Source organism: Ornithinibacillus caprae (assembly GCF_009728145.1).
Lineage (GTDB): Bacteria > Bacillota > Bacilli > Bacillales > Amphibacillaceae > Ornithinibacillus > Ornithinibacillus caprae.
Window position 1 is genome coordinate 97276 of sequence record NZ_WOCA01000008.1, and the last position, 22475, is coordinate 119750.

General features: G+C 36.0%; 20 protein-coding genes and 2 riboswitches. Of the genes, 18 read left to right on the plus strand and 2 right to left on the minus strand.

What is annotated here, in order from left to right:
• Positions 1-22 precede the first annotated feature (22 nt).
• From GMD78_RS11750 to GMD78_RS11760, 3 genes are all read left to right on the plus strand, one after another.
• Positions 23-970 (plus strand): agmatinase family protein, encoded by a 948-nt coding sequence (locus tag GMD78_RS11750; protein ID WP_343042276.1) that lies wholly within the window; start codon positions 23-25, stop codon positions 968-970.
• A 293-nt stretch (positions 971-1263) separates the two neighbouring features.
• Positions 1264-2175 (plus strand): flagellin N-terminal helical domain-containing protein, encoded by a 912-nt coding sequence (locus tag GMD78_RS11755; RefSeq protein WP_155669002.1) that lies wholly within the window; start codon positions 1264-1266, stop codon positions 2173-2175.
• Positions 2176-2533: 358 nt separating this feature from the next.
• Positions 2534-2635: a flagellin gene (locus GMD78_RS11760; protein ID WP_425495055.1), complete on the plus strand. Its 102-nt coding sequence runs from the start codon at positions 2534-2536 to the stop codon at positions 2633-2635.
• 48 nt (positions 2636-2683) lie between these two features.
• On the opposite strand, the gene GMD78_RS11765 is transcribed toward GMD78_RS11760, so the two are convergent.
• Positions 2684-3595, minus strand: a complete 912-nt coding sequence (locus GMD78_RS11765; protein WP_155669003.1) for an endonuclease — start codon at positions 3593-3595, stop codon at positions 2684-2686.
• An 87-nt stretch (positions 3596-3682) separates the two neighbouring features.
• On the opposite strand from GMD78_RS11765, the gene GMD78_RS11770 reads away from it, so the two are divergent.
• The 15 genes from GMD78_RS11770 to GMD78_RS11840 all read left to right on the plus strand — a co-directional run bounded on the left by GMD78_RS11770 (position 3683) and on the right by GMD78_RS11840 (position 21937).
• Complete coding sequence (locus GMD78_RS11770; RefSeq protein ID WP_196493793.1) at positions 3683-4051, plus strand: DUF8042 domain-containing protein; 369 nt, start codon at positions 3683-3685, stop codon at positions 4049-4051.
• 146 nt (positions 4052-4197) lie between these two features.
• Positions 4198-4282, plus strand: a riboswitch (cyclic di-GMP riboswitch).
• Positions 4283-4403: 121 nt separating this feature from the next.
• Positions 4404-5039 carry a response regulator transcription factor gene (locus GMD78_RS11775; RefSeq protein ID WP_196493794.1) on the plus strand — a complete coding sequence of 212 codons (636 nt, stop codon included), beginning with the start codon at positions 4404-4406 and terminating at the stop codon, positions 5037-5039.
• Between the two features lie 131 nt (positions 5040-5170).
• A complete protein-coding gene (gene motA, locus GMD78_RS11780; protein WP_155669006.1) occupies positions 5171-5956 on the plus strand; it encodes a flagellar motor stator protein MotA in 786 nt (261 codons plus the stop codon).
• Positions 5949-6683: a flagellar motor protein MotB gene (gene motB / locus GMD78_RS11785; RefSeq protein ID WP_155669007.1), complete on the plus strand. Its 735-nt coding sequence runs from the start codon at positions 5949-5951 to the stop codon at positions 6681-6683. Before motA ends, motB begins: the two co-directional genes overlap by 8 nt.
• Positions 6684-7093: 410 nt before the next feature.
• A riboswitch (cyclic di-GMP riboswitch) is annotated at positions 7094-7178 on the plus strand.
• A gap of 100 nt (positions 7179-7278) precedes the next feature.
• Positions 7279-7740 (plus strand): chemotaxis protein CheX, encoded by a 462-nt coding sequence (locus tag GMD78_RS11790; protein ID WP_155669008.1) that lies wholly within the window; start codon positions 7279-7281, stop codon positions 7738-7740.
• Between the two features lie 17 nt (positions 7741-7757).
• Positions 7758-9740 carry a chemotaxis protein CheA gene (locus tag GMD78_RS11795; RefSeq protein ID WP_155669009.1) on the plus strand — a complete coding sequence of 661 codons (1983 nt, stop codon included), beginning with the start codon at positions 7758-7760 and terminating at the stop codon, positions 9738-9740.
• Positions 9741-9755: 15 nt separating this feature from the next.
• Positions 9756-10214 (plus strand): chemotaxis protein CheW, encoded by a 459-nt coding sequence (locus GMD78_RS11800; RefSeq protein WP_155669010.1) that lies wholly within the window; start codon positions 9756-9758, stop codon positions 10212-10214.
• 18 nt (positions 10215-10232) lie between these two features.
• Positions 10233-10589, plus strand: coding sequence for a response regulator (locus tag GMD78_RS11805; RefSeq protein ID WP_155669011.1), 357 nt, complete (start codon positions 10233-10235; stop codon positions 10587-10589).
• A gap of 25 nt (positions 10590-10614) precedes the next feature.
• A complete protein-coding gene (locus tag GMD78_RS11810) occupies positions 10615-12309 on the plus strand; it encodes a methyl-accepting chemotaxis protein (protein ID WP_155669012.1) in 1695 nt (564 codons plus the stop codon).
• 86 nt (positions 12310-12395) lie between these two features.
• The gene (locus tag GMD78_RS11815; RefSeq protein ID WP_155669013.1) at positions 12396-13109 is read left to right on the plus strand and encodes an EAL domain-containing protein; all 714 of its coding nucleotides are present in this window, start codon (positions 12396-12398) and stop codon (positions 13107-13109) included.
• Between the two features lie 28 nt (positions 13110-13137).
• Complete coding sequence (locus GMD78_RS11820; protein WP_155669014.1) at positions 13138-15168, plus strand: methyl-accepting chemotaxis protein; 2031 nt, start codon at positions 13138-13140, stop codon at positions 15166-15168.
• Between the two features lie 751 nt (positions 15169-15919).
• The gene (locus tag GMD78_RS11825) at positions 15920-16957 is read left to right on the plus strand and encodes an alpha/beta hydrolase family protein (RefSeq protein WP_155669015.1); all 1038 of its coding nucleotides are present in this window, start codon (positions 15920-15922) and stop codon (positions 16955-16957) included.
• 432 nt (positions 16958-17389) lie between these two features.
• Positions 17390-18382 (plus strand): TAXI family TRAP transporter solute-binding subunit, encoded by a 993-nt coding sequence (locus tag GMD78_RS11830; protein ID WP_155669016.1) that lies wholly within the window; start codon positions 17390-17392, stop codon positions 18380-18382.
• Between the two features lie 114 nt (positions 18383-18496).
• The gene (locus GMD78_RS11835; RefSeq protein ID WP_155669017.1) at positions 18497-20464 is read left to right on the plus strand and encodes a TRAP transporter permease; all 1968 of its coding nucleotides are present in this window, start codon (positions 18497-18499) and stop codon (positions 20462-20464) included.
• Positions 20465-20731: 267 nt separating this feature from the next.
• Positions 20732-21937, plus strand: a complete 1206-nt coding sequence (locus tag GMD78_RS11840; protein WP_155669018.1) for a CynX/NimT family MFS transporter — start codon at positions 20732-20734, stop codon at positions 21935-21937.
• A gap of 21 nt (positions 21938-21958) precedes the next feature.
• On the opposite strand, the gene GMD78_RS11845 is transcribed toward GMD78_RS11840, so the two are convergent.
• Complete coding sequence (locus GMD78_RS11845; protein ID WP_155669019.1) at positions 21959-22474, minus strand: hypothetical protein; 516 nt, start codon at positions 22472-22474, stop codon at positions 21959-21961.
• Position 22475: the final 1 nt, after the last annotated feature.

Below are 22475 nucleotides of genomic sequence, written 5' to 3' on the forward strand. Positions count from 1 at the left end.
ATAAAAGGAAAGGAGATTGATTGTGAGTCAGGAAAAATTATATGGTAATACACCTTGTTTTTTAGACGGTAAAAAAGTGAGTTTTAGAGATGATAGTTTTAAAGATAGGGATGTTCTAGTGTATGGAGTACCTTGGGAAGGTTCAGTAACTTGGGGGGATTATACTGGATGTGAGTTAGGGCCAAAAGTAATTCGATTGAATTCGGCACGATATTCGGGTTACTTGCCCGAGTTGAATCATATCGACGTACTAAGCCATTATTCCATAGGAGACTTAGGAGATGTGGATGTCGTTCCTGCTGACACTCTGGAGACAATGTATCGAATTGAAAATTTTGCAAGTGAGGTTTGGAAAACAGGAAAGTTTCCTGTTGCATTTGGTGGGGATCATGGAATTACATATCCGATTGTGAAAGCGTTAAGTGAAGAGATTGATGGAAAAGTAGGGATCATTCACTTGGATGCACATTATGATAATCACCCAGATTATGAAGGAGAGCTATTTGCACGTAATACTCCATTCCATCGAATTTATGAAAGTGATAGTGTAAGAAATGAGAGTATTGTTCATATGGGGATTCATGGACCAAGGAATAAGCCGGAAACCGGGGAGTATGCGAAGAAGGTTGGGGCGACTACAATTTCTTCAAGGGATATTCGGTTGTCTGGTGATTTGATAGACCTGGCTAAAAAGGCATACGAGATTGCATCTAAAGGGACAGAAGCGGTTTACTTGAGTATTTGTAGTGATGTACTAGATTTCGCGTTTAATCCAGGTGGCCCTGTTGATGGAAATGGATTGACTTCATTTGAATTGGTGGAGTTAGTTCATGAGTTTGCGAAGCTTGGTATTCGTGGGATGGATTATGTGGAGGTGTATCCGCAGCAGGACGTGAATGATAATTCCTCGCATTTTGTGAGTACGGTTGTGTTGTATGCGTTGGCGGGGAGGATTTTGGGAGAGAAGTAGAATTATTTGTGTAGGTCCGTTCTCTTATTGGGAGAGAGGTATTTTGTTGTAATAAAAAACTTGATACTTCTAATTTTAGTATGGATAAAAATAATTTTATAAAATTTTTATCAAAAAGTGTTAAACATTATTTAAATCTGTCGATATATAAAGTACATCATCAAGATGTATAAATGTTATGGCCGTAACATTCACAAATTTGGTAATAACTCTGATTGAGTTGTTATAGATGTGTGGCACAAGGATGTGACTCACAAAAAATAAAAATACACTTACATGGAGGTAAGGAAAACATGATTATCAATCATAATATCGCGGCGTTAAACACACACCGCCAAATGGGAGCAAACAACAATGCAGTACAAGGATCTTTAGAAAAACTTTCTTCTGGTCTTCAAATTAACAAAGCTGGAGACGATGCAGCGGGTCTTGCAATCTCTGAAAAAATGCGTGGACAAATCCGTGGATTAGAAATGGCTCAAAAAAATTCACAGGATGGAATTTCATTAATCCAAACTGCTGAAGGTGCATTGAATGAAACGCATTCTATTTTACAACGTATGCGTGAATTAGCGGTTCAAAGTTCTAATGATACTAATACAGATGCTGATCGTGCAGAGTTACAAAAAGAAGTTAATGAACTTGCCTCAGAAATAACAAGAATTGGTGACAACACAGAATTTAACACAAAGAACCTATTAGATGGTTCATTCTCTGGAACTTTTCATATTGGAGCGAATGAAGGTCAAAACCTTCAAATTGCAATAAATGATATGCGTTCTGATACATTAAATGTTGGACAAGTTTATACTGTTGATTCTGCTGGTGATTTGATTGGTCAAGATGGAAATTCACTTGGAAGTTTTACAGATGCAGTGGATGATGATCCAGCTACTCCTGATGATGAATCTGCCCCTGCTGGTTATTATAATACTGATGGAGACTTATTATTTGAATCAGAAGCAGCTTTATCTGAAGGTACAAAAGGTGCGCTTGGAATTGATATCTCATCACAAGGAGCGGCTGATACTGCAATTACAACTCTAAATAATGCAATTGAAACTGTTTCTGCTGAACGTTCAAAACTTGGTGCGACTCAAAACCGCTTAGAACACACTATTAACAACTTAGGAACTTCTGCAGAAAACCTAACTGCTGCAGAATCACGTATCCGTGACGTTGATTATGACTTAGCTGCTGCATAAGCAGTAACAGTCACAGTCGTCCTAACTGGTAACGGTTAGCGAGTATGATCGGGTGAATTGCTGGAAACCCCTTAGAGCTTTCTTCTCCACAACGTAGCTGGAAACGGCAAGCGTGAAGGAGCGAAAAGAAGAGAGATTGGGCAATCGAGCAGCCAAGCGCCTGTGGTGAAAACCTGGCGAAGGTTCAACGACTAGAATAGACCACCTAAAGCGTAAGCTATGGTGATGAAATTCGTAGGTGAAAGAGGTGCCGCTTAAGCCTCTGAATCCGAAGTGCCCGGCCCCTACTAGAAAACTAGAGGGTGAAGATATAGTCTAGTCATTTATGAAAGTAAATGTTCGCACGATGGCGAAAGAAATGATGAACTTCACTAAGAACAACATCCTTTCACAAGCGGCTCAGAGCATGTTGGCGCAAGCAAACCAACAGCCTCAAGGAGTATTACAATTACTTCGTTAATTTAAATAGTATAAAAGGAATCCTCGCTTTGCAGGGATTCCTTTTATTTTATAAACTAAAACATAACTCTGTTAGTTTACTATAGTTTAAACCTGTAACTCTATGCATGAATTCTAAATTATTTATATTCTCTTTATATATAACTATTTGATATCCCTTTGTTTCTTTTTGATCAAAGGGTACTGTAAAGTATGTATCATAGAATAAATCGTTTTTATACAATCCAATAATATTATTTAGTTTGTTAAGTACGTTATTTATTTCCTTTGTTGGGTACTTCAAGTCATAAAATGAAGGTAGGTATATTGTAGTCCTTCTAGAAGGGGAATTAAATTGAATGTTGTAACTTGAGATAAACTTTCTGTTCATACTTTCATGAAGGTAAGGAGTTACCAAGCAGAGAAAATAATAAATTTGAAATTGGTTATACAAAATAATTCGATTTTGCTTATCAAGATGAAACTGTAGACTATATTTTTGCTGAAGAAATTCAATAAGCATATGATTTTCCTCAATAGTAAAACTGTCAGTTGATAATATTATTTTTTCAGGAATATTTTCATTTAATTTAAGGTGACCATCATCCATATACCACCAGGCTAATGCTTGTTCATTAAAATAATTCATTAAATGATTAAATGGAATTATCTTAACTGAATTAGGATACCATTGTGCTCTTAAGTATGTAATGATATCGGAGGTTTTAGATTGTACATAATAACACTCACTACTACCGTGTTTTAACCTATGATCTATTACTTTCTTATATTTTGGTGGATTGAGTGGAATTTCCTTTCCTAGTTTACTATAGCAATAATAGATCCATTGGTAATCTTTTTTACGATGAGTAAATTGAAACCTTGGTTTTCTACCTTTTTGCAAAGTAATGCATCCATCTCCTAGCAATTTGCCAATGATCATGGCTTTAAAAGAAGGACTAGAATTTAACCACGATTGCATAATAACACCCCATAAAGAGAACGCATGTTTTGTATAAATTATACTATAAAGTAAACTATTAAAAAAGATAAAAGTGAGGGAATCCACATGGAAAACTACCTCTCCATAATGAAACAATCACAAAACCTACAAGAAACCGTACAAGAAGGGTTGGAACATATACAGTCCCTACTTAAAGTTGGGAAATATGAAGCAACAATTACACTATTTAGTGATATTGTACAAGCTTTTGCAACAATTGAAAGCACACTGAGAGTTATACCTAAGGAAGTAGTAACTGACGATATCAATGAAATGACTGCAAAAATAAAAGAAACATTAAATATAATAGTATCTTCATACGAAGATCAAAACTATGCCAAAGTCGAAGAGGTGTTTCAATTCAACCTAATGCCGAGATTTAACAAATGGAAAACAAAGCTTGAGGAAGTCTTTAATCCATTTCTTTTGTCCTAGTTTTCCAATGTATAACTCCTTTTTTACCATGACTATATACCTAGTAAACTTTCCCAACCAAATAAGTAAGGGATTCCCCTTGCCATTTTCGACAAATTCCGATACTATTACTATAGTAAATTATTACTATAATAATATTGAATTCCAATAGAAAAAGGCAAACTATCTGAAAAGGTAGGACGCAAAGCCTAGGGTCTAAGGTCACGATACTATGATCGCCTGGTTGCCAAGATGGATTTTTGATTACATAAAATCTTTTTTTGGCTGTTCTTTTTTAGGAATAGTCTTTTTTATTGGGAAAATCAAAAGGCCTTTGATGTGAAAAGAAAAATTAGAACAGGAGTCGATGGCTATGGGGAAAATTTCAATAATTAAAGAAAAAGATTTAGTTCGGGATGTTGTGTTAGAAAAACTACAGGAAATGCTGCCAGAACATATTCTTACAGCGTATAATTCCGATGAGTTTAGATTGCTTAGGCATGATGAACACGAAGCAGATTTAATGATTATCGATATGAATACATCTATAAACATTATCGATGCTGTTCATACGTACACAGAGCGAAATGTAAAGATTGCTGTTTGGTCATCAGAGCTTGAAAGTGATCGATTAACTGAATTATTTCGATTAGGATTACATGGTTATTTTTACAATGGAATGGAAATTAGCGAATTACTTTTTGCAATTAAGACCATGTTAAATGGGACACAGTATATTCACCCAAAACTAGGTGCTGTTTTGTTAAATGATTATATAAAAGTAACGAACAGAAAGCCTACACGTCCTTCAGGTATCCTAACCGAACAAGAATGGAATGTGCTAGAACATATCGTAAAAGGACATAACAACGGAAGTATAGCTAGTAGCCTATTTATATCTGCTAACACCGTAAATAACCATGTTAGTTCGATTTTGAAAAAATTGCATGTATCCGATCGAACGAATGCTGTTATTTTAGCAGTTAAAAATAACTGGGTTACCTTGTAAGAATAATAGTTTTTCTTAAATTAGTTGACTATTCAGCTGTCATGGATAGTCACCTTTTTTACAAGTAGACAAACTTGGCCCTTATAATTATAGGAGTTAAGTCCATTTTCACTTATTGGAGGTTTTAATAGATGGATAAGTCATCATTAATAGGTATTATATTAGGTGTTTTAGCAATTGGAGTAGGTATGGTAATGAAAGGGGTTAGCCTTGGAGCATTATTTAACCCAGCCGCCATATTAATCATTTTAGTAGGGACAGCGGCTGCAGTACTTATAGCTTTCCCTATGCGTACTATAAAAAAATTACCAGCATGGCTAAAAATTATTTTCAAAGATGAACAGCAAACAGATGTTAAAGGGCTTATTAACTCGTTTTCTGAAATGGCAGATATTACTCGTAAAGAAGGAATTTTATCATTAGAAGGAAAATTAAATGAAGTGGATGATCCATTTTTGGCTTCAGGACTACAGTTAGCAGTTGATGGTCAAACACCGGATTTTATTCGAGAAGTAATGATGGAAAAAGTAGATGCGATGGAGCGAAGACATGAAGAAGGGGCCGCGGTATTTAATCAAGCTGGTACGTATGCACCAACATTAGGGGTGCTGGGTGCTGTTGTAGGTTTGATTGCTGCCCTTGGAAACATGGAAGATATGGATAAATTAGGAGCAGCTATTTCAGCCGCATTTATTGCAACATTATTTGGAATTTTTACCGGGTATGTGTTATGGCATCCATTTGCAAATAAGTTAAAAAAGAAATCACAAGAAGAAGTTTTTATTAAGGAAATCATAATCGAGGGTATAGTTTCGATAACAACTGGAGACTCACCACAAGTTTTGAAAGAAAAATTAAGCTCTTACTTATCTACGAAAGAAATCGCAATGTTGAATCAGGAGGAAGACAATGGCTAATAGGAAAAGGAAAAAGGATGAACACCATACGGATGAGTCATGGCTACTTCCTTATGCCGATATGCTGACCCTTTTATTAGCACTATTTATCGTTCTATTTGCGATGAGTGAAGTGGATACGAAGAAATATGAAGAATTAGCTCAGTTTTTTCGAAGTGAATTTTCTGATGGATCAGGAATGCTAGAATATCAAGAAAATCCACTAAGAGAAATGGAATTGGAATCTAAACAACGGGATGAAGCAAATGAACTGAACGATATGTATGCATTAAAAGCAGAGGTAGACCAGTATATAGAAGGAAATGGCTTAACAGATGTTCTAAGTACACAGTTATCCGAAGAAGGATTAATGATTTCGATCATGAACCATGTTACCTTCGATTCTGGAAGTGCTACCGTGAAACAAGATGGAATAGAGATTGCTGCTGAAATCGCTAAATTCCTTGATACGGACCCACCACGTCAAATAGTTATTAGTGGTCATACAGATGATGTTCCGATACGTAGTAGTGAGTTTAGTTCGAATTGGGAACTAAGTGTGATGAGAGCTGTTAATTTTATGGACTTAATTCTTCATAATGATAATCTTGATCCAACGAAGTTTAGTGCAAAAGGGTATGGGGAACATAAGCCAATTGCTCCTAATAACAACGATGATTCTCGTGAGAAAAATAGACGAGTTGAGGTTTTAATATTACCAAACTATGAAATTAAAATAGATGAATAACATAAAGTAGCACCAAATGGCTGCTACTTTTTGGACAGTATAAGAGTGCAACTAGGACCGTTGCCATAAAATTCATAGCAAAAGGCCTAGTTTTTCCAGAGTAAGCCTTGAATACGAGATGTTTTTACTTTCAAAAAATTCTACTCTTTTGCAGGATAATAAAATGTTACAAAACGAAGCATCTCTTAAGAAAGTCAGCACAAATGCTTGTAATGAATAAAAGAATTATCAGACTCATTGTGATTTAGTTTATTAACATGATTAACTGTATTAAATTTTATCCATTTATCACCAAAACACCCAGTTTTTAAAATAAATATATATTTAAAATACTTGTGATACTATTGATTTCGTAACACGATTGTAATACTATTGATGTAGTAAAAAAGAACTATCAATCTATATAAATTCATTGAAAAAGGCAAACTATTTGAAAAAATAGGACGCAAAGCCTAGGGTCTAAAGTTTATTAACCATGATCGCCTGGCTACCAAGTTAGAATTAAAATTTGGCTATTCTGTTATATTCGGAATAGTCTTTTTTATTGTAACAGTCTATTTTTGGTTTGGCTTTACATTAAAAGGAGTGTGTCATATTGACAACAGTAGCAAGTGAAAAAAGTAAGTCGATAACATCATTATTGAATGGAACAATCACATCCATTAAAGGGGTTGTACCAATCCAACATGAAATTAACAAACCTCAATTATTGCAACAATCATTAAAAATTAGCTTTGGAGTACTTATTGGAATTACTGGAGATATAAAAGGAAAGATCGTGTTATCTGGAGATACCTCGGTTTTTGGATCAATTGGGCAAGCAATGTTTGGGATGCCACTAGAAGGTGAAATGCTTTCTTCTTTCAGTGGAGAATTAGGGAATATGATTGCTGGTCAGCTTTCAACTAATATTGTTGAAAATGGAATAAAAACAGATATAACAGCTCCAACGATCATCGAAGGAAATACGACTTTATCTGGTTATGAAAAAGCAATACATATTAAAGCACTTTTTGAATCTGTCGGTGAACTAGGTATTTACTTGTTGGTAGATTAACGAAAGGAAGGTAGATTATGGACACGAACCAATATATCGAAGTGTTTTTAGACGAAAGTCGTGAGCATTTACAATCGGTCAATGACAATCTCTTAAAGCTTGAAAAACAACCTGAGGAACTAACAATTGTCTCTGAGATTTTCCGTTCAGCTCATACGCTAAAAGGAATGGCAGCAACAATGGGATTTGAGGATGTTGCATCCCTTACTCATCAAATGGAGAATGTACTTGATAAAATTCGTAACGGTGAATTAGTAGTCACGACAGAAGTTATTGATGTAACCTTTTCTGCTATTGAGGCGCTAGAGGAGATGGTAGAGTCGATTAGTAATGGGAATGATGGAAAGAAAGATGTCACAGAGCTAGTTTCTAAGCTTGAGAAAATAGAAAATGGATCATCCACACATGAACTCCATGAATCTACTCCAAGTAAAACGTCTGATACCCTTTTTGAAATGGATGAATACCAATCAACGATTATCTCTCAAGCAGCAGAACAAGGATACCAGGTTGTTCAGATTACGGTTCAACTAAATGATGACTGCATTCTAAAAGCAGCTCGTGCATACATGGTATTCGAGAAATTGGAGAATAAAGGTGAGATTGTTCAAACCATCCCCTCCGTTGAAGAAATTGAAGAGGGTAATTTTGAGCAAGATTTTTCATTGCTTATGGTTACAAAAGAAACGAATACAGATATTGAAAAAGTTATCCATAGCGTATCAGAAATTAATCAAGTGGAAGTTTCAGAGTTTACACTAGAGAAGGCAAATAACAACGAGAAACAAGAGAGCAAACCTGAATCCGTTACACCTGATACGAATACAGAAGCACCTCAGGGAAAACAAAAACAATCGAAAACAATTCGAGTGAATTTAGAACGAATTGACAATCTAATGAATCTGTTTGAGGAAGTTGTTATTGATCGAAGTAGATTGGAAGATCTTGCACAAAAACTCAAAGAACCAGAGCTCACTGAAACGATTGAAAATATGACAAGGGTAACAGAAGATATGCAAGGGTTAATGTTATCGATGCGTATGGTTCCAGTAGAGCAAGTATTTAACCGTTTTCCAAGGATGGTGCGAGGTCTAGCTAAAGAACTAGAGAAAGAAATTAACCTTGAAATTACTGGTGCAGATACGGAACTAGACCGAACGGTAATTGATGAGATAGGGGATCCTTTAGTTCATTTGATTCGAAATTCCTTAGACCATGGAGTGGAGTCACCTGCTAAACGAAGGGAATCTGGTAAACCAGAGGAAGGAAATGTTTCCCTTCGAGCGTTTCATAGTGGGAATCATGTATTTATCGAAATTGAAGATGATGGTGCTGGTATTAACCGAGACAAGGTTGAGGCAAAAGCTATTGAAAATGGCTTACTAAGTGCAGAGCATTCTGAGGTATTATCTGATGAGGAAATCTATCAACTAATATTTTCTTCTGGATTTAGTACGGCTGATCAAATATCCGATATTTCCGGCCGAGGAGTTGGGCTAGATGTAGTTCGAAGTAAGATTGAATCTTTAGGGGGAAACATTATCGTAGAATCGGAACCTGGTAAAGGTAGCAAGTTTTCCATTCAACTGCCATTAACACTTTCGATATTATCTACGTTATTAGTTAATGTGCAAGATGAAATTTACGCAGTACCTTTATCAGCGATTGTTGAAACGATGCTCCTAGATGAAACGCAAATTATGTCTGTTCAAGGACAGAAGGTAATTGATTTTAGAGGGAAAGTAGTACCAATCGTTTCATTAAGGGAAATATTCGATGTACCTAGACAAGATGAGAGTAAGGAAGAAAATGCAGTTGTAATTATTCATAAAGGAGATAAGATGGCTGGTTTATTAGTAGACTCCTTTATTGGTCAAAAAGAAGTCGTTTTAAAATCATTAGGAAACTATTTGCGTGATGTATTTGCCATATCAGGGGCAACAATTCTAGGTGATGGACAAGTGTCATTAATTATTGATCCGAATGCATTGGTGAAGTAAAAGGAGGTTAATTAGATGGAAAACTATATGAAGGTTATTGTCTTTACGCTAAAGGGACAACGCTTTGGTGTAGATGTACAACAGGTTATTTCTATTGAAAAAATCCAAGAAATTACGAAGGTTCCGAGGACATCCGAATTTATTAAAGGTGTCATTAATTTACGCGGGGAAACAATCCCTATTGTTGATCTGAAAGAAAGATTAGAAATTGAGCAGACAGAATCCTCACCAAATAATAGATTTCTTATTGTTCAAGTGGAGGATGTACAGGTTGGTTTAATTGTTGATTCAGCAACAGATGTTTTAGATATTAATACAGATGCGATCCAACCTGCACCTAAAATGATTGGAGGAGTACAGGAAGTCTTTTTGCAAGGTGTTGCTAAATTAGAAAGTGAATTATTAATAATGCTAGATTTAGGTCGTGTACTTGATTTAGAACAAACAAACGAAATAAAAGAAATAATAGAGTAACTTGTGAGGAGAAAGATGATGGCAAATATACTAATTACCGATGATGCTGCATTTATGAGAATGCAGATGAAAGATATATTAACAAAGCTAGGACACCAAGTCGTAGGTGAAGCAGAAAACGGTCAAGATGCTGTTGAAAAATATCAGGAGTTGCAACCTGAACTAGTAACAATGGATATTACAATGCCAGAAATGAACGGTGTTGAAGCAGTAAGAGAGATTAAAAAGATTAATCCAGATGCAAAAATAATTATGTGCTCTGCTATGGGACAGCAGGGAATGGTTGTTGAAGCAATTCAGGCAGGTGCGAAGGATTTTATTGTAAAACCATTTACTCCTGATCGGATTAAAGAGTCTGTTGAGAAAGTATTATAAATGAACAACTTGAGGTGACTAAAAAATGAAAAGTAAGTTTCAATTTAAAAGTATAAGGACTAAACTATTAGTTGGTTTTTCATTAATCATTGCACTAGCATTAGTTATGGCGGTATACAATAATATAACAACGAACTTAACTATTAATAACACGAAGGATGTAGCAGAAAAAGAGCTTCCTTTGCTAATCGCAGATGAAAAGTTAGCATATAATATGGCTGAACGAACTGCACTTATACAAGGTTTTCTACTTTTTGACGACCCGTCTTATCGAACCAAATTTGATGATACGTTAGAAGAGAGTTTTGCATTAGAAGATACTGTACTTGAATTGAGTAGTTCTGAAAAAGTACAAGAATTAATTGATAAAAAAATACAATGGGGTACGTATACTGACCAAGTCTTTGAAGCATATGATCGTGGGGATAAAGAGCGTGCAATGGATATCATGGCTAATGATATTGAGCCGTTAGCTGAAGAACTAATGAAAGAATTTAAGGAACTGGCGGAAACAAGAGAAACAGCGATCGATCATGAGATCAGTGAGATTATATCCACTGGGAACTTAGCACTGTGGATAGGGATTGCTTTATCTATTGCGATTATCGTTATAGGTATATTAATAACCATTATTACATCTCAAATGATTACGAAACCGACAAAACTATTAATGGAAAGAATGAAATTGATTGCTGAAGGAAATCTAAATAATACACCATTAGAAACGAAATCTAAAGATGAAATTGGTCAACTGATGGTTGCAACAAACGAAATGAATGAAAGCATGCGTGATCTATTAACACAAATTAGTTCTGTTTCTGAGGTTGTAAACACACAAAGTGAAGAATTAACTCAATCAGCAAATGAAGTAAAAGCAGGTTCAGAACAAATCGCAACTACTATGCAGGAGTTAGCATCGGGCTCAGAAACACAAGCAAACAGTGCAAGTGATCTTTCGTCTACGATGAGTTCATTTACAAATCTGGTACAAGAAGCAAATGAGAAAGGTGAACTAATTGAAAAAGCCTCTTCAGATGTATTAGGGATGGCAAACGAAGGCACTCAATTAATGGAACAATCTACGAACCAAATGAATAAAATCGATGAAATTGTAAAAGATGCCATTCAAAAAGTACAAGGTTTAGATAAGCAGTCTCAAGAAATTTCAAATCTAGTAACAGTTATAAAAGATGTTGCAGAGCAAACAAATCTCTTAGCATTAAACGCAGCAATTGAAGCAGCTAGAGCTGGAGAGCATGGAAAAGGGTTTGCGGTTGTTGCAGATGAAGTTAGAAAACTAGCAGAGCAAGTATCTAGCTCGGTAACGGATATCACGACAATTGTTACAGGAATACAACAAGAATCCAATATGGTATCTGATTCATTACAGGGGAGCTATATAGAAGTAGAAAATGGGAAGAAGTCCTTGGTAACGACTAGTGAAACCTTTAACGGAATTAATATGTACGTATCGGAGATGGCAAATAGTATTAAAGATGTTTCGGAAAATTTAACTACGATTGCATCTAATAGCCAAGAAATGAGTACGTCGATTGAAGAAATTGCTGCAATTTCTGAGGAATCAGCTGCAGGTGTAGAACAGACTTCGGCTTCCACACAACAAACAACTAGTACGATGGAAGAAGTAGCAGGAAGCTCAGAGCAACTGGCTAAACTAGCAGAAGAATTGAATGGGCTAGTACGTCGATTTAAGTTATAAAGGTAACATAAGAAAATGATGGTTTGTTGTTACAGGCCATCATTTTCTAAAATTTATTTTAACATGTTGAAACGGGTGCAAATACAATGGATTTTTCAGAAAACGATAATTTATTTAATGATAAAAAATTTTATCATGCTGTTCAACCGATCATAAGAGCATCTACTAAAAATGTTTTCGGATATGAAGCACTACTACGTTCTACTGATTTACATAACCCTGAAGAAATATTTGAGCATTATAAAGAAAATGACCTCTTATTTCATCTAGATATGAGTTCCATTATGGAAGCTTGTAAAGGGTTAAAAGATATACCAAATAGGAAAGACTCCTATTTGTTTATTAATATTTTTCCATCTACTTTAATCAATCCAGACTTTTTAAAACAACTCCATAGACTACATTCCATCAATAAACCAAGTTCCATCGTATTTGAGATTAACGAAGATGGAAAAGAAACAAATTTCTCGGAAATTAAACATGTAGTAGGGGAACTAAAACATCTAGGTTATTTAATTGCTCTTGATGATGTTGGCAAAGGTGAGTCAAGTTTTAAAGCTTTACTTGAGTTAGAGCCTAATATTGTGAAAATTGATCGTGCATATGCTAAGAATCTAACAGAAACAACTAAAAAGCAAACGATGATTCAATTAATCATGCAACTTTTTGGTAATGATGTACCAGTGATCCTAGAAGGTATAGAAACAGAAGATGATTTTTTGACTGCAAAAGAATTAGGTGTTCCACTAATGCAAGGCTATTATTTTGGCAGGCCGAATCAACTACAAAAATATATATAATGTCCAAATAAAGAAATGGGGTAAAAAAATGAAACTAAAAGGGAAAGGTAACAAAATAAGTTTTAACTTTTTTAATAAATCTATTAGAAATCAAATATTATTTCCATTTATATTATTAATCATTTTTGCTGGTGTGGTAGTATCGGTTGTTAGTTATAATTATAGTGTAAAAACAACAACGGATGAATTAACGAATAGTGTTGAAGGTCAAATGGCTAATATGAATGATACGTTTGAATTATTTTTTCGAAATATTGATAATACACTGGACCTTTTTATAAGTAAGGATCTTTTAATTCAGTATGACCCAGAAAATCGTGATGAAGTAATTCAAAATTTAGGAGAGGCAAAAGAAAGTAATACCTCTATACTAAATATTTATACGGGTATCGATCAATCAGGGGACATGATTGTATTTCCGGTAGCTGATTTAGGGGATGATTTTAATGTCAAGGATAGACCTTGGTATCAAGATGCCGTCGCTGCAAATGGAGATACGGTTTGGACAGAACCTTATGAAGATACGGCAACTGGTGAAATGGTAATAACAGCCGCTAAAGCCTATTACAACAACAATAATCTTATTGGTGTAATAGGAATAGACGTAACTATTACAACATTGCTTGAAATGATAGAGGGTGTTGAAATTGGTGAAACAGGTTATGCTGTTCTAATGGACCAAGCTGGTAGCTATATCGCTCATCCAGATAGTGAATATATTGGAAAAGACGAGTCTGAAACAGATTATTATATAGAAATTCAAGAGAGTGGCGATCAAGGAATTGTTGACTACCATCTCGATGGTGAAGATAAAGTTATGGGATTCGCAAAAAATACTACTACAGGATGGATCATAGGTGGAACGGTTTATGTGAATGAATTTGAACAAAAAGCTAGATCTATTCTCTTACCAATCTCTATCAGTCTGGGAGTTGTTATATTACTAGCAGTAATTGCTTCTATATTTATTACTAATAGAATTACCACTCCAATTAAGAAATTACAAGTAACGATGAAAGAAGTAGAAAACGGTAACTTAGTTGCTCATGTAGATACGAATCGAAAAGATGAGGTTGGTCAATTATCTGTAAGCTTTAAAAATATGCTAGATCAGATGCGAAACATGATGCAGAAGGTGTCTACTATTTCATATAGTGTTTCAGAAGCATCACAAACATTAGTCGCTAGTGCTGAAGAAAACACAGCATCAGCAAATGAAGTTGCTACAACGATGGAACAAATTGCATCAGGTGCAGCGGACCAATCAGAACTAATGGAAGAAAGCTCCGCAGCTGCAAGTGGTTTATCAGAAATGATTAAACAGATTGAAGCACAAAATAACAAGTTATATGAAGAATCAATATCAATGAAAGAAGCCTCAGAAGAAGGGGCGACTATTATTGCAGAACTACGTGACCAATCCATTAAAACTGGAAAAATGACAAAGGAAATGGTGCAAGCTATTAACTCACTTGATAATAGGTCAACAAATATAAATAAAATCGTTGAAAAAATTACGGATGTAGCTAATCAAACGAATCTACTAGCATTAAATGCCGCAATTGAGGCAGCTAGAGCAGGAGAAAATGGTCGAGGATTTGCAGTTGTAGCTGATGAAGTTCGTAAATTGGCTGAACAGACAGAACATGCACTTGGTGATATATCTGGATTAATCTCAGAAATGCAAGAAGAAATGAAATCTACTGTTACGTTAATTACCAATACAGATGAAGTGATTCAGACACAAGAACAATCTGTTAATAAAACTGGCAATGCATTTAATAGTATTTCAGATACAATTAAAACGAATAATGAGCTAATTAAAAATGTAATGGGATTAATGGAGAAAATGATCGAGCAAGAGAAGAAAATAACTGCTAATATCATGAATAATGCGTCCATTAGCCAGGAAACGGCTGCTGGTACGGAAGAAGTATCTGCTTCAATTGAAGAACAGACGGCCTCCATGGAGCATTTGAATAATTTAGCTACGGAACTGGAATCCTATTCCATACAAATGCAAGAAGAAATAGAGAGATTTGTTATAACAAAACAATAAATAGTTATTTTAAAAGCTTAGTTCAAAAGGACTAGGCTTTTTTTTTAGAGAGTGTTCTTAGGCAACATAATGAAGGCTTATTCCATAAAGGCTAGGCATAGTCAAGGTTTTAATGGAGCATTCATTTCATATGGGAATATTTGTATTTGTTAGTTATCTATTAATCTATTTGAAATTCATACGATAAATAGAATAAGTAAGTTTTAGGTTAGGGTAGTTTTTGTAAAGCGTGTTGCTATTCTTTCACAGTGTCTACTATGCCGTGGGCGACTGGTGAGCATACATCTTGAGTTAACTTCTTTGCTACTTTGTACTGAGGAAGCATACTCCTTTGCGATATTATAGCACTTGATTGAAGAAGTAGATAGTGAAATCTACTAGGAAGTTATACGTATTTCAAATCAATTACTCATTAAGCTTCATTATTTAGAAAACCAAATCTCTAAGCAAATAACAAGTAAAATCCAAAATAGGAAAAATGTACTATTGATTTTAAGAATCACTTCTTATTCCAAATAGAAAGTGAATAACATATTATAGTTAGTACCATCAACTTATTTTCTATATTTGTAAAAGAAATTTCATCTTCATATGAAACATATTTTTTAGAAATAAATTAGGTAATTTGACTTATACTGGTATATTGTTTTAGTAAACATTTTGTGAGCGACATATATTTCCGTATTCTGGGAAAGCACACATAGGGTACACATTTATTCTCGTATTAGATAGCGGAAAGGATCGCGATGATATGATAAAAGAAAAAACAACTATTCAAAAAACATTGATGACAGCTAGATTATTTGAAGGATTTTGGGACCGTTGGGTTGCCCACGGTGTCATTTTATCAGAAGTAATTTATATGAAGAATACACTTATCTCCTTAAAGGATTGGGAAGCTACCTTTGAAGAGCTTGCATTAAAGCATGAGGAAGCAGCAAATAGTTATAAACAAGAAGGGCTTAGCGACAAAGCAGAAGATTCGTACCGGTTATCTAGTTTGTATTACAACCTAATCCAGTGGATTTTTCCATACTGTAATCAAGAAAAAATAAAATGGTATCAAAAGTCTTTGGATATGGTGAAAAAAGCGGATCATTTAATGGATATTCCTTGTGAATACGACTCCATTACTGTTGACGGTGTGGAATGTCCAGGTAGGATTCGAATTCCAGAAAATTCGAAGGGCTGTATTGTAATGGTGAACCCAATTGATTCTACGAAGGAAGAGCTTTATTCCTATGAGAAGCAGTTTAATGAATCAGGTTATATTACTGTAATCTTTGATGGACCAGGACAAGGGGAGACATTTACTTTTAATGGATTACGGGCTACGAGAGCACGATGGGAAATTTTTATAAATCTGGTAATCGAATATGCCGCTAAAAAGTTTAAGGGGTATTCTATTAATTTATTTGGTACAAGCTATGGTGCAGCATGGACCATCTATGGCTCTGGTAACTCAAACGTAAATAAAACTGCAGTTGTAAGTCCACCAGTTGAAGGAGAGGCTTTCATTCCTAACTTTTTAGAAGATAAGATGGATCATTTTATAGAAGGTGAATCGAAGGAAGTATTACCGGTTTATCCAGATTTAGACAATTCTTCTATTCTTGTATTCCATGGAAAACAGGATGTCTTGGTTCGTAGTGAGGATATGAATCGATTTTTTAATTCTTTGCCAGAACCAAAGAACTTAATTGAGTATTCGGATGAAGGGAATGGCTGTAATTTTAAGCTAACAGAAATTAGGGATTTATCTATGAAATGGTATGGGGGAGAGAAGTAACATAAGTTTAGACGAATATTTGACTGTAATCAGATAAAATACAAATTCTCTCTAACTATATAAAGCTAGTAGGCAGATTTTCGAGGTGTAAGAAATGGAGATGTTGATAGAACCGTTTCAGACACCAGAAATCTTAGGAGAAGGAGTTCTTGTCTGAGGGAACAATCAAAAACCAGGAGCTATTATTGGTTCCTGGTTTTTGATTTGTGTAGCTTCTTTAACCTATGAATAATAGCAATAAAAACCTATCCTTAATTTACAATAATCAGAAAATAGAGAATAAACGTATTGAATTTTTTTCAAAAACAAGTATAATTGTAGTATGCTTCTATACATGTGCATAGTACATAGAACATTCTTATCTTTCATGTACTTAAGTTGTGAAAGCGATGCCATTTGGAAGCACAAAAACTATTGAAAAGGGGTATGTATATGACAAAAAAGAGATTACTAGGTTTTGTAGGTATTCTTTTTAGTGTGGTTTTATTACTTGCCGCATGTGGTGGGAGTAATAATAACGTTGCGATCGGACCTGCTGGAAGTGCTACAAACACCATTTCTAAGCTGATCTTTGACGCATATGAATTAGAAGAAGGAGACTATAATACATTTGAAGAAGGATTTGGAGATGCAGCCGAAGGTGTTCAAGATGGTAACATCAACATTTCTGTTGGTATTTTAGGATTACCAGCTTCTAGTATTGAAAGCTTACAAGCTTCTGCTGGTGATGTAAAAATGATCAGTCTTTCTGATGAAGCTATTTCCTATATCGAGGAAAACAGTGCATATAGAGAAATGACTATTCCTGCAGATTCCTATGATTTTCTAGAGGAAGATGTGAAAACAGTTACTGCTTATGCGATTCTAATGGGAAATACAAATACAATAAGTGAAGAATTAGGATATGAGCTAGCTAAAGCAATGATTGAGAACTCAAACGAAATCAGTCATGCTCAAGGTGCTCAAATGACACTTGATAATGCATTAAATGGATTAGAAGATTTACCTATCCACCCAGGTGCAGCACGTTATTATGAGGAACAAGGCTTAGAATTTGATAATCTAGTTGCAGAACTTAATGTTGCTGACCAGCCCAATGAGTTAACACTAGGAACTGGTAGCTCTGGTGGAACATACTATCCTCTTGGTGGTGAAATGGCTACAGTTTGGAATAACAACATTGATGGAATTAATGTAACAAGTACTGAAACTGGTGCTTCTTTAGAAAACTTAGCTAGCATTCGTGATGATAAAATGGACTTAGGTATGTCAGTACATGGTCCAGCAATTGACGCGGTAAAAGGTCAAGGTGACTTTGATGCTCCAGTTGAAAACGCAGCATTTATTGGTCATATCTATCCAGAGGTAGTTCAAATCGTAACTCGTGAAGAATTTGGTATCGACAGCTTCGAAGATTTGAAATAAAACGCTGATTATGATAATTTCATAACATCGACTTACCGCATGTAAAAAGGATAGGGATCTTTGCTAAATAAGATCCCTTTTCTTTCTACCTAATTTAAGAAGGGGTGTGGTTAGATGAAAGAAAACCAACAAGTCGATCAAGATAAGACAAAGGAAATACTAGAGAAATACGATAAGGAAAGTAATTTCCGAGTTAACATAGGAAAATGGGCCTGGGTGATCACTTTTCTAGGTGTATCGTTAACAGTTTTCCATTTATATACAGCTGCCTCAAGTGTTTTACCATCCCAACAGCAAGGTGCTATTCATTTAGGTACTGCCTTAGGAATTATCTTTTTACTTTTTCCAGCTAAAAAAGGATTACAAAAAAAGCAAAAAACAGTTCCATGGTATGATGTTTTATTAGCGTTTACAGCTATGTATGCTGGATATCATAAGATTATATTCTATGATCGATTGTCTCTTGCAACGATTAACGGGTATACGACGTTCGACATTATTGTAGCGATAATTGGTATCGTATTATTACTTGAAGCTACTAGACGTACAGTTGGTGTTCCAATTATTATCGTAGCAGGGATTATGATTCTTTATACGCTTTTTGGAAGCTATATTCCAACACAAGTCCTATCACATGCTGGATTCTCACTCAATGACATAACTACTAACCTTTGGTTTAGAACAAGTGGTGTGTTTGGAACTCCTATCCAAATTTCCGCAAAATTTATCTTCCTTTTCCTATTCTTCGGTGTCATTCTTGTGCATACGAAAATCGGACGGTTTTTCAATGATTTAGCATTTGCTCTAACTGGAAGGTATACAGGCGGTACTGCCAAAGCGGCCGTAGCAGCTAGTTCGTTACAAGGTATGGTTTCAGGGAGTTCAGTTGGGAACACAGTTGCCTCTGGATCATTTACGATTCCAATGATGAAGCGTGCAGGATTTAAGCCAGAGTTTGCGGCAGCAACAGAAGCTTCTGCTTCTACTGGCGGACAAATCATGCCACCACTTATGGGGGCTGCAGCCTTCATTATGATGGAGTACTTAGGTGTAGATTATGGCACAGTTATGTTAGCAGCAGTTGTACCAGCAATTTTATACTTCTCTGGTATCTTTATTGGAACACACTTTGAAGCGAAGAGATTGCGAATTCATGGGTTGCCGAAATCAGAATTACCAAGTTTTCGTAAGCTAATGGTTAAGAATGGTTTTATGCTTCTTCCATTGTTCATTATTGTTGGAACAATCTTAGTTGGTTACACTCCACAAAGAGCGGCACTAATGGGGATTATTTCCGCGTTTATTATAAGCTTTATCCGTAAAGAGACACGTATGGGCTTTCGAAAAATAATTGATGTTTTCGAGCAAGGTGCACGTGTTGCACTTCCAGTAATCGCGGCCTGTGCGACAGCAGGTATTATCGCAGGAGTTGTAAGTATCACAGGTCTTGGTAATAAATTTGCTGCTGGTATTATAGCCTTGTCAGGTGGAATATTACCATTTGCATTAGTCTTTACGATGGTTGCATGTATCATTTTAGGTATGGGATTACCAACAACAGCAAACTATGTTGTAACAGCAACCATTGCTGCACCGGTTCTTATTAACGAGTTTGCCGTTGCACCAATCGCTGCACACATGTTTGTGTTTTACTTTGGTATCGTTGCTGATATTACTCCACCAGTTTGCTTAGCGGCATATGCTGGTGCAGGTATTGCCAGGGCGAATCCGTTTAAATCAGGTGTGAATGCTGTCAAACTAGCCATAGCAGCATTTATCGTACCGTATATATTCATCTATAACCCGATTCTAGTATTAGTGGATGCAACCCCTGTCATGTTCATTATTTCTGTAACAACAGCGTTATTAGGAATTATGGCGGTAAGTAGTTCCGTTATCGGATTCTTCATCCGTAATTCTAAAGGCTGGGAAAGAATCCTTTTATTCGCAGGGGGAATATTAATGATTTTACCAGAAGTTCTTACCAGTTCGATTGGTATTGTCATTATGTTAGCAGTATGGTTTATTCAAAAACAGCGTGAAGATGATGGAGGAAAAGTTACGATACAAGGGTCTGTTTAATTCATTTTGATAGATAGCTACTAAGATTTTCAGTCTTGGTAGCTTTTTATTTTGGAGATAGGAAAGTCCTATCCTGCAAAAGCCTTAGTTTTTTTCCAAGGGAAATGTTACTTCGACAAAATCCGATTATTTCCTCGGAAATAATTAGGAAACGTAAATGCGTTTTCTGTTAAGTGTTGCCACATGTGGGTTGATGAAATATTAAATTTTCTAATATTCCTTCAATATGCTATAGTTAAAGATAGGTTATTTGAAGGGGCGAGCAACATGGGAACACATCAGGTTAATGAAAAAGCAAGTCAAATCTATCGCTTTTTCATTATTACAGGAATAATTATTGTAGCATTTAATCTAAGACCTGCGATTACATCGATTGGGCCATTAATCGGTGTTATTCGTGATGATGTAGGTTTATCTAATTGGAGTGTAGGTTTGTTAACGAGTTTACCGTTAATTGCATTCGCGGTAATGTCTCCAGTTGCTCCAAGATTAGGAAATAGATTTACAAATGAACGAGCATTATTACTAGGATTACTTCTTTTATTGATTGGCATATTAGTTCGGTCTATCTCAGTGATATTTTTGTTATTTTTAGGTACTCTATTTGTAGGATTAGGAATTGCAATTAGTAATGTTTTACTTCCTGGAGTTGTTAAGGAAAAGTTTCCAACCAAAGTGGGTTTAATGACAAGTATCTACTCAACAGCAATGGGGATATTCGCTGCAGGTGCTTCTGGTGTTAGTGTTCCTTTAGCTAGTGGATTGAATTTAGGCTGGCAGTTAGCGTTAATTGTATGGAGCATTCCTGCTGTTTTAGGAATTGTGATTTGGGCATATTTAGCAAAACGTCGTAAAGCCGAAACAACCATGGAGATGCAGTATGTGAGTACTACTGACAATCGTATGTGGCGTTCACCACTTGCCTGGCAAGTAGCTGCATACATGGGTTTTCAGTCTTTTTTATTTTATGTCACAATATCTTGGCTTCCAGAAATCTTACATGACTATGGTGTAAGTATGGAGACAGCAGGTTGGATGCTTTCTTTTACACAGTTTGTTGGATTGCCAGCAAGTTTTCTCGTTCCAGTTATTGCAGAGAAATTTGCTTCCCAACGTGGAATTGTTCTTGTTATGGGGACATTTGCAGTTAGTGGTTATGGAGGTCTATTAATTGGATCCTCATACATTGTAATGGTTATTAGTACGATATTAATCGGGATTGCATTAAGTGGTAGCTTTGCATTAGCACTCTCCTTCTTAGCAATGCGAGCAAGGAACGCTAAACAAGCTGCAGAACTTTCTGGTATGGCCCAAGCATTTGGATACATATTAGCGGCCTTTGGTCCAATGTTTATTGGGTATTTATACGATATAACTCATGTGTGGACGATTCCTTTATTTACGTTAATTATCGTAGCTATATTAGTGGTACTGTTTGGATTAGGTGCCGGAAGAAATCGTTATGTGCTGTAGAAGTGATTTAAGGAACGGACGCTAAAGTGGGATTTTCGGACGTAGGAGCGCAAACATCGGACACAAAAGCGCAAACATCGGACACAAAAGCGCAAACATCGGACACAGGAGCGAAATCGTCGGACGCAGAGCGAAACTATCGGACACGGGAGCGAGAACATCGGACACAGGAGCGAGAACATCGGACACAGGAGCGAGAACATCGGACACAAAAGCGCGAACATCGGACACAAAAGCGCGAACATCGGACACAAAAGCGAGAACATCGGACACAAAAGCGCGAACATCGGACACAAAAGCGCGAACATCGGACACAAAAGCGCGAACATCGGACACAGGAGCGCGAACATCGGACACAGGAGCGCGAACATCGGACACAGGAGCGCAAACATCGGACACTGGTGCGTAAACATCGGACACAGGAGCGAGAACATCGGACACAAAAGCGCGAACACCGGACACAGGAGCGCAAACATCGGACACAGGAGCAAGAACATCAGACACATAATCCCAAATATCAGACTCCTCTAAATCCAAT